General features: G+C 51.4%; 6 protein-coding genes. All 6 read left to right on the forward strand.

Going from position 1 to position 7,904, the window contains the following annotated elements; genetic code table 11:
• Positions 1-633 (forward strand): tetratricopeptide repeat protein (locus Q7V48_01060; protein ID MDO9209330.1); only part of this gene is annotated, 633 nt, incomplete at its 5' end.
• 61 nt (positions 634-694) lie between these two features.
• Positions 695-2,689, forward strand: coding sequence for an excinuclease ABC subunit UvrB (uvrB, locus tag Q7V48_01065; GenBank protein MDO9209331.1), 1,995 nt, complete (start codon positions 695-697; stop codon positions 2,687-2,689).
• Between the two features lie 65 nt (positions 2,690-2,754).
• The gene (gene uvrC, locus Q7V48_01070; protein MDO9209332.1) at positions 2,755-4,605 is read left to right on the forward strand and encodes an excinuclease ABC subunit UvrC; all 1,851 of its coding nucleotides are present in this window, start codon (positions 2,755-2,757) and stop codon (positions 4,603-4,605) included.
• Between the two features lie 198 nt (positions 4,606-4,803).
• Complete coding sequence (gene ggt, locus Q7V48_01075; protein ID MDO9209333.1) at positions 4,804-6,438, forward strand: gamma-glutamyltransferase; 1,635 nt, start codon at positions 4,804-4,806, stop codon at positions 6,436-6,438.
• Between the two features lie 38 nt (positions 6,439-6,476).
• On the forward strand, positions 6,477-6,812 hold the full coding sequence (locus Q7V48_01080) for a GGDEF domain-containing protein (protein ID MDO9209334.1): 336 nt from the start codon (positions 6,477-6,479) through the stop codon (positions 6,810-6,812).
• A 277-nt stretch (positions 6,813-7,089) separates the two neighbouring features.
• The coding region (locus tag Q7V48_01085; GenBank protein ID MDO9209335.1) for a lysophospholipase at positions 7,090-7,904 on the forward strand (815 nt) is incomplete at its 3' end.

Below are 7,904 nucleotides of genomic sequence, written 5' to 3' on the forward strand. Positions count from 1 at the left end.
GCGCTTGCTATCAACTCTGCAACCGGGAATGAAGAGGGGCAGTCATTGAACCTGAATCAAATCGGAAGTGTCACGCTCTCACTGGGAAAACCTCAGGGAGCCCTGGAGTTTTTTCAGCAATCCCTGGCCATTGAGGAGAAAAGGGGAAATATCCGGAGCCAGGCCATCCGATGGAATAATTTGGGTTTGGCCTACCGGGCTCTGGGGCAGGATGATCGCGCCCTGGAGTGTTATCTCCGGGCAAAAAAACTGAACGAAGGAATCGAAAATTTTCTGGGAATCGCCGACAATCTGGCCAACCTCGGAGTTCTTTATGAATCTCAGAAAGATTGGTCCGGGGCCCTGGAGGCATTCCAGGGCGCTCTGAATATGGACAAAAAAACGGAAAACTCCCTCGGTATATCCACAGACCTGGCCAACCTGGGAAGATTATATGAGAACATGGGGGAACGGGAGAAAGCTCTGGACTATTACCTGCGGGCATGGCGGGTGAATGAATATCTCGGTTTGCAGGAACGTATTCTTAGAGACCTGGCCAAAATCACCTCCCTTTACGAAGCGTTGGGAAAGCCCGAAGAAGCCGAAAACTTCCGCCAGCGAGCCCAGGAATTAAAATCATCCTCTAAAGAATAGGATCTTTGGTATAATAATTTCGTAGTTTATAGGATGTCCCTCATTAGGGCCCGCTTGATTCATGCCCGATTTCAAGATCATCTCCGAATTCAAACCCAAAGGCGACCAGCCCCAGGCCATCAAAAAACTTGTCCAGGGCGTGACTCAAGGCTTGCCCCATCAAGTTCTCCTCGGGGTTACAGGCTCCGGGAAGACTTTCACCATGGCCAACGTCATTGAGCAAGTCCAGAAGCCGACACTCGTCATTGCCCCCAATAAGACCCTGGCGGGTCAGCTCTTTCAGGAGTTTCGCCTTCTTTTCCCCGGGAATGCCGCAGAATACTTCGTCAGTTACTACGACTACTACCAGCCGGAAGCTTACATGCCCGTAACCGACACGTACATCGAAAAGGATGCTTCTATCAACGACCTGATTGACAAGATGCGCCACTCAGCGACTCATTCAGTCCTTACCCGGCGGGATGTGGTCGTGGTGGCTTCCGTATCCTGCATCTACGGATTGGGCTCACCGGAAACCTACCAGGGGATGATCGTCCTAGTGGAAGATCAAAAGGAAGTCTCCCGGGATGATGTCCTGGCCCGGCTGGTGGAGATCCAGTACCAGCGTAACGATTACGACTTCCATCGCGGAACCTTCCGCGTGCGCGGCGACGTGCTGGAGATTTTCCCGGCATATGAGGAGGAAAAGGCCATTCGGGTAGAGTTTTTCGGCGACCTGGTAGAATCCATCTCGGAGATCGACCCGCTCCGGGGAAAAGTTCTACGCCAGTTGCGGCATGTGCACATCTTTCCCGGAAGCCACTACGTGACGCCTCAGGACCGGTTGCGCCAGGCCATCCACACCATCCGCCAAGAGTTGGCCGAACGTTTAGAACAGCTCTATGCCCAGCAAAAGCTCCTCGAAGCCCAGCGCCTGGAACAGCGCGCCAACTATGACTTAGAAATGCTCCAAGAGATGGGCTACTGCACGGGAATCGAGAACTACTCGCGGCACTTAGATGGGCGGAAACCCGGAGAGCCTCCCTACACCCTTCTGGATTATTTTCCCCCAGATGCCCTGATTTTCATCGACGAGAGCCACATCACCGTACCGCAACTGAACGGCATGTACTGGGGCGACCGCACCCGCAAACAAACCCTGGTGGAATACGGGTTCCGCCTGCCCTCGGCCCTGGATAACCGTCCTTTTTCCTTTGAAGAATTCCAACGCCGCGTTCCCCAGGTAATCTATGTTTCCGCCACCCCGGCAGCTTACGAGCTGCAGCAATCCCGAGGACGGATCGTTGAACAGGTCATTCGCCCGACCGGACTCATTGACCCGCCGGTTGAGGTCAAACCCGCCCGCTATCAGGTGGATGACCTTTTGAATGAGATTCGGGCCCGCGTGGCCAGAGAAGAGCGCGTTCTTGTTACCACTTTAACCAAGCGGATGGCCGAAGACCTCACTGGGTACTATGCCGAACTTGGCCTAAAGGTGAAATACCTGCACTCGGACGTCGAGACCTTAGAACGGATGGAGATCATCCGTGACCTGCGGCTGGGTAAGTTCGACGTCCTCATTGGCATCAATCTCTTGCGGGAAGGCCTGGACCTGCCGGAAGTTTCCCTGGTAGCCATTTTAGACGCGGATAAAGAAGGCTTTTTGCGTTCCGAGACCTCGCTCATCCAGACCTTCGGCAGGACCGCTCGGAATGTTTCTGGGCGGGTGATTCTTTATGCCGAGCAATTCACGGATTCGATGAAGAAAGCCATCGCCGAGACAGAACGGCGGCGGAAAATTCAGCAAGCGTACAACCGCAAGCATAAAATCACCCCTGAGACCGTCAAAAAAGCCATTCCGGATATCTTAAAATCTATCTATGAGGCGGACTATGTCACCGTCCCCCTAATCGCCGAGCAGCCCGGGGATTACGTTTCCGTCTTTGAAATTCCCAAGCTGGTGTCCCGGCTAAAAAAGGAGATGCGCGCAGCCGCTTCCAAACTCAATTTCGAGAAGGCGGCCGAGCTGCGAGACCGGATTAAATCTCTGGAAGAAAGAGAGTTGGAACACCGATAGATTTCAGATTGTAAATCTAAAATCTGAAATCTACAATCTGAAATCTGCAATCTGAAATTACTGTTATGGAACTTCCGTCTTTAGAAGAGCAAATTCAGGGTTTGCCTTCAAGTCCCGGCGTTTACCTGATGAAGGACAAAGAAGGAACCGTACTCTACGTGGGTAAAGCCAGAAATCTGCGCAACCGGGTGAGAACGTACTTTGGCAAGGCCGGAGACACCCGTTACTCCCTGCGTTTTCTTAGGCCTAAAGTCCATCAATTGGAAACCCTGCTCACGGACACGGAGAAAGAAGCCCTGGTCCTGGAAAACACCCTGATCAAGAAATATCAACCCCGTTACAATATCAATTTTAAAGACGACAAAACCTTTTTCAGCCTCAAGTTCAGCCTCAACGAAAATTTTCCTAAACTCTCTTTGGTCCGTAAAACAAAACGGGATGGGTGCCGTTACTTTGGCCCTTTTGCTTCCAGCGCCGCGGTTAAAGAAACCCTCCGGCTATTGCAGCGGGTGTTCCCCTTACGCACCTGCCGCGAGGCCAATTTTCGGAACCGCTCCCGCCCCTGTCTGAACTTCCAGATCAAAAAGTGTTTGGGGCCTTGTTGCGGGCTGATCTCCCAGGAAAAATATGCCGAGCTGGCCCAGGAAGTCCTTCTCTTCCTCGAAGGAAAAAACTCGCAATTGATCAAACTCTTGGAGGAAAGGATGATGGCGGCTGCGGAAGAATTGAACTTCGAGGAAGCTGCCCGTATTCGCGACCAGATCCAGGCTATGGAGCAAACCCTGGAAAAACAAAAAGCTGTTTTTCCAACCTTAACCGACCAGGATGTGTTCGCTTTTTTCCGTCGGGGAAACACCTGGGAATTCCAAGTTCTCTTCTACCGCCGCGGCTTGCTGATGGGCAATAAATCATTCCACTTCTCCCGCCTGAACCTACCCGAGGAAGAAGCGCTCTCTGCGTTTATCCAACAGTATTATGCCGGAGACCCCTTTATTCCCAAGGAAATCCTCCTTCCCCTGGCCATAGAAAATAAGGGGCTGCTTTCCGAATGGCTCTCCGAAAAAAAAGGAGAAAGGGTAGAAGTCCTCACTCCGCAGCGGGGCCAGAAGAAACGTCTGGTCGAAATGGCCCGGAAAAATGCCGAGAATACCTTCCAGAAGAAGGTGAGCGAAAAAGAAACCGTTGAATTGACGCTGAAAGAACTACAAGAAAAACTCAGGCTGAGAACTCTACCGCATAGGTTGGAGTGCTTCGATATCTCCAACCTCTTCGGAACGCTGGCTGTTGGCTCTATGGTGAGTTTCCTGGATGGGCGGCCCGACAGGTCTGGGTACAGGCATTTTAAAGTCCATGCCCCCTCTTTTCCGGATGATTATGCTATGATGTACGAAGTCTTAAAGCGCCGGTACAGTAAATTAAGTGGAGAGAAGGAAAAGCCGGACCTCCTTATCGTAGATGGGGGCAAAGGGCAATTAAACGTTGCCCTGGCCGTTCTGGCGGAGCTTAAGCTAACCGGCATCTCGGCGATCGGCTTGGCGAAAGATAAAGATAGAGGTCCTATGAAGGAGGAAGGAAAGGGTTCGGATAAAATTTACCTGCCGAAGGTCAAAGACCCTATCCTTTTACCTTCTTATTCATTTTCTCTACGTTATTTGCAGCAAATCCGCGATGAGGCCCACCGATTTGCCATTGCTTACCATAAGAAGCTCCGGGGCAAGCAAGGATTACAAACGATCCTCGACGAAGTGCCAGGAATCGGGGAAGTCAAAAAGAAAGCCCTACTCAAGGGTTTTGGCAGCCTGCAAAAAATTCAGGAAGCCTCCGTCGAAGCATTGAGCCAGGTCGATCCTCTGACCCAGAAGGATGTCCAGACGATTTTTAAATTCTTTCATCCGCAAGAGGAAAGCCGAATTTGATTCGGACACAGATTGGCGCAGATGGACGCAGAAAAAGATACAAATGCGAGAGAATTCAGGAGAAAGAATACAGGATTTTGAATTCTTTCTTTTGCATTCATTTTTTTATCCTGAAAATCTGCGTTTACCCTGTTAGATAGTAAACATCTAACAGGGTGAATCTGCGTCCCTAAAAAAAGTTTTTAATCTGAGGCGCTTATGAAAACGACCCCCTCCCAATCTTTTCCCCAGCAAAATCGCCCGGTGACCATGGCTCCCCATGGCCTGGTAGCTTCGCCCCATTACCTGGCTTCCCAGGCCGGGGTGGACATTCTGAAAAAAGGAGGGACGGCTGTGGATGCGGCCATCGCCACCAATGCCGTCCTCAATGTGGTTTATCCGCACATGTGTGGGATTGGCGGGGACGCCTTCTGGCTGATTTACAGCGCCGCCCAAAAAGACCTGGCCTTTCTGAACGCCAGCGGGCGCTCGCCTTATCTGGCCACCCTTGAATATTTTCAAAAAGCCGGGATGGATGCCGTACCCCTGCGGGGACTTCTTCCGGTCACTATCCCCGGGGCTGTAGACGGATGGTTCGAAGCTCACCACCGCTACGGAAATTTATCAATGTCTACCATTCTGGAACCGGCCATCGCCTATGCGCGGGACGGTTATCCCATCAGCCATATTTTGAGCTTCAAGATCCAGGAAGCAGCCCCGGAGTTATCTCGATTCCCTTCCTCCCAAAACCTCTTTTTACCTGGTGGAAAATCTCCCGGGCCCGGTGACTTACTAACGAATTTAGGGCTGGCGGAGTCCTTGGCCAAGATCGCCCGAGATGGAAGGGATGTCTTTTACCAGGGGGAGATTGCCCGGCAGATCGTCAAATTTTCGCAAGAGAACGGCGGACTTTTGAGCGAGAAGGATTTTCAAGAGACGAAATCAACCTGGGGCAAGCCCGTGTCAACCACTTATCGGGATTACACGGTTTATGAAACAGCTCCAAACTCCCAGGGCCTGGCGGCCCTGTTGATCCTGAACCTTCTGGAAGAGTATGATCTTTCTTCCTTGGGTTATCAATCCCCCGACCATCTCCACCTGCTGGTCGAGGCTAAAAAATTGGCTTTCGCCGATCGCAATCGCTATATCTCGGACCCGGAAAGGGTCAAAATCCCTACCGAGGAACTTCTCTCTAAAGACTATGCAGCCAGGCGCCGCTCCCTCATTCACAAGGACCGGGCGGCAGAGGCTACGGCTATTCCGGCAGGAAGCTTTGGGCGAGATACGATCTACCTCTGCGTCATCGATGAAGCAGGCAACGCGGTCTCCTTGATCCAATCACTTTACTTCTCCTTCGGGTCAGCCGTAGTGGCCGGGGAAACAGGAATCGTCCTGCAAAACCGCGGGGCCTATTTTTCATTGGACCCCAATCAGGTAAACTGTCTCCAGCCGCACAAAAGGACTTTTCACACTTTAATGGCCTCCATGACCTTCAGGGAGGGAAAGCCTTATATGATCTTCGGTACCAGCGGAGCTGACGGCCAGCCGCAGACGCATGTCCAGGTAATGACCAACGTCTTCGATTTTGGCCTGAACATCCAATCGGCCATCGAAGCGCCGCGCTGGTTATCGGGAAGATACCTGGTCAACCAGCCAGAAGGATCATTAACTATAGAAGGCCGGGTTGCGGCTGAGGTGATCGAAGAATTAAAAAGGCGCGGGCATCAAGTAAACGAAGTGGAAAATTGGTCGCAGGTTATGGGCAGTGCCCATGGAATCATCATTCATCCTGAAAACGGTCTACGCATGGGCGGCTCCGATCCTCGTTCCGACGGCGCGGCCATCGGGTATTGAGGGTATAACCTTGGCCCCAGAGAGCTAAGAAAACACCGATGGGAACTCAGGTGTTAAAAGAAGTTGGGGAAACAATCTCTTCCTGCTTAACTGAAAAAGATATTCTTGTAAAGTATGGAGGAGACGAGTATGTAATCATCCTTCCTGTTGTAAACAAACAAACGGCATTCCATTTTACTGAAAAAATCGTTCACGCTATCCGGAGATCCATTTATCTAAAATCAGAACCCAGGCACGTAAAAGTTACTGCGAGCTTTGGTATTGCCATGTATCCAGAGGATGCCCAGACGAAAAAAGACCTTCTTATCTTGGCGGATAATTTAATGTACGGTATCAAAAAAGCGAGTAAAAACGGAATTGGGACGGTTTGTTGATAAGCGCGGAACTAATGTCCTGAGTCAGAAATTCGTTGAACAAATCCTGCTCTCCCGCAGGCCATTTTGGCTTAGCTCAACCGGAGCCGGCCCTGGGGCCGGGGTACGACAAAGGTTGTCGGCAAAATAAATTTTAAAACGAATTTCTGACTCAGGACACTAGGGGATGCTGATAAAACTCTAAACCTGTCCGTTATCTGAAAATTGGAAATCTTTTAGGATATCGGGTGGTGCTTAAAAGAGCCTGATCAGGATCATATAATCCAATACATTAGCGATGGAACGATTGAGCCTGGAATGGAAGACGGATGACGGGCTTAGTTTAGCCGTCAGAAACTGGAAGCCGGAAACTGAACCAAAAGCGTTAATCTGCCTTGTCCATGGCCTGGGCGAGCACAGCGGACGCTATAACCATCTGGGTAACTATCTAAAAGGGGCCGGCTACGCTCTCTTGGCCTTCGATCTCCGCGGTCACGGCCGCTCCCAAGGACAACGGGGCTATGCACCAAATTTCCGGGCTCTGCTGCAAGATATGTCTCTCTCCCTGGAGGAAGGCCAAAAGCTCTACCCGGGACGTCCTCTTTTTCTTTATGGCCACAGCATGGGTGGGACCCTGGTTCTTAATTATGTCCTGCGAAACCACCCCTCGCTGGCTGGTGTGATAGTCACCAGCCCCCTTTTGCGGACGGCCTTTGAACCTCCTCTCTGGAAAGTGATCCTGGGTAGGATCATGTATTACCTGTGGCCCAACCTTTCCCTGGCCAATGAGCTGGATTGCCAGGGTATCTCGCGAGATCCGGCAATTGTCCATGCCTATAAAAATGACCCCTTGGTCCATGACCGCCTTACCCCCCGTCTGGGGATAGACATTCTCCGGGGTGGGTTGTGGGCCCTTGAGCACGCCGCTGAGTTTACTCTTCCCCTTTTACTCATGCATGGTGATGCTGATTCCATTGTGTCGGCCAAGGCCAGCGGCGAATTTGCTGCCAGGGCGGGGAACTCCTGCACTTTAAAAATCTGGCCTGGCTTATACCATGAACTCCATAACGAACCGGAAAAAGACGAAGTCCTTTCTTATCTCCTCGGGTGGTT

The organism is Deltaproteobacteria bacterium, from assembly GCA_030654105.1.
Classification (GTDB): Bacteria; Desulfobacterota; SM23-61; order SM23-61; family SM23-61; genus JAHJQK01.

Excerpts from the sequence above, each read along its gene's own strand:
- uvrB (MDO9209331.1), top strand. The coding sequence starts at position 695 with ATGCCCGATTTCAAGATCATCTCCGAATTCAAACCCAAAGGCGACCAG.
- uvrC (MDO9209332.1), top strand. The coding sequence starts at position 2,755 with ATGGAACTTCCGTCTTTAGAAGAGCAAATTCAGGGTTTGCCTTCAAGT.
- ggt (MDO9209333.1), top strand. The coding sequence starts at position 4,804 with ATGAAAACGACCCCCTCCCAATCTTTTCCCCAGCAAAATCGCCCGGTG.
- Q7V48_01080 (MDO9209334.1), top strand. The coding sequence starts at position 6,477 with ATGGGAACTCAGGTGTTAAAAGAAGTTGGGGAAACAATCTCTTCCTGC.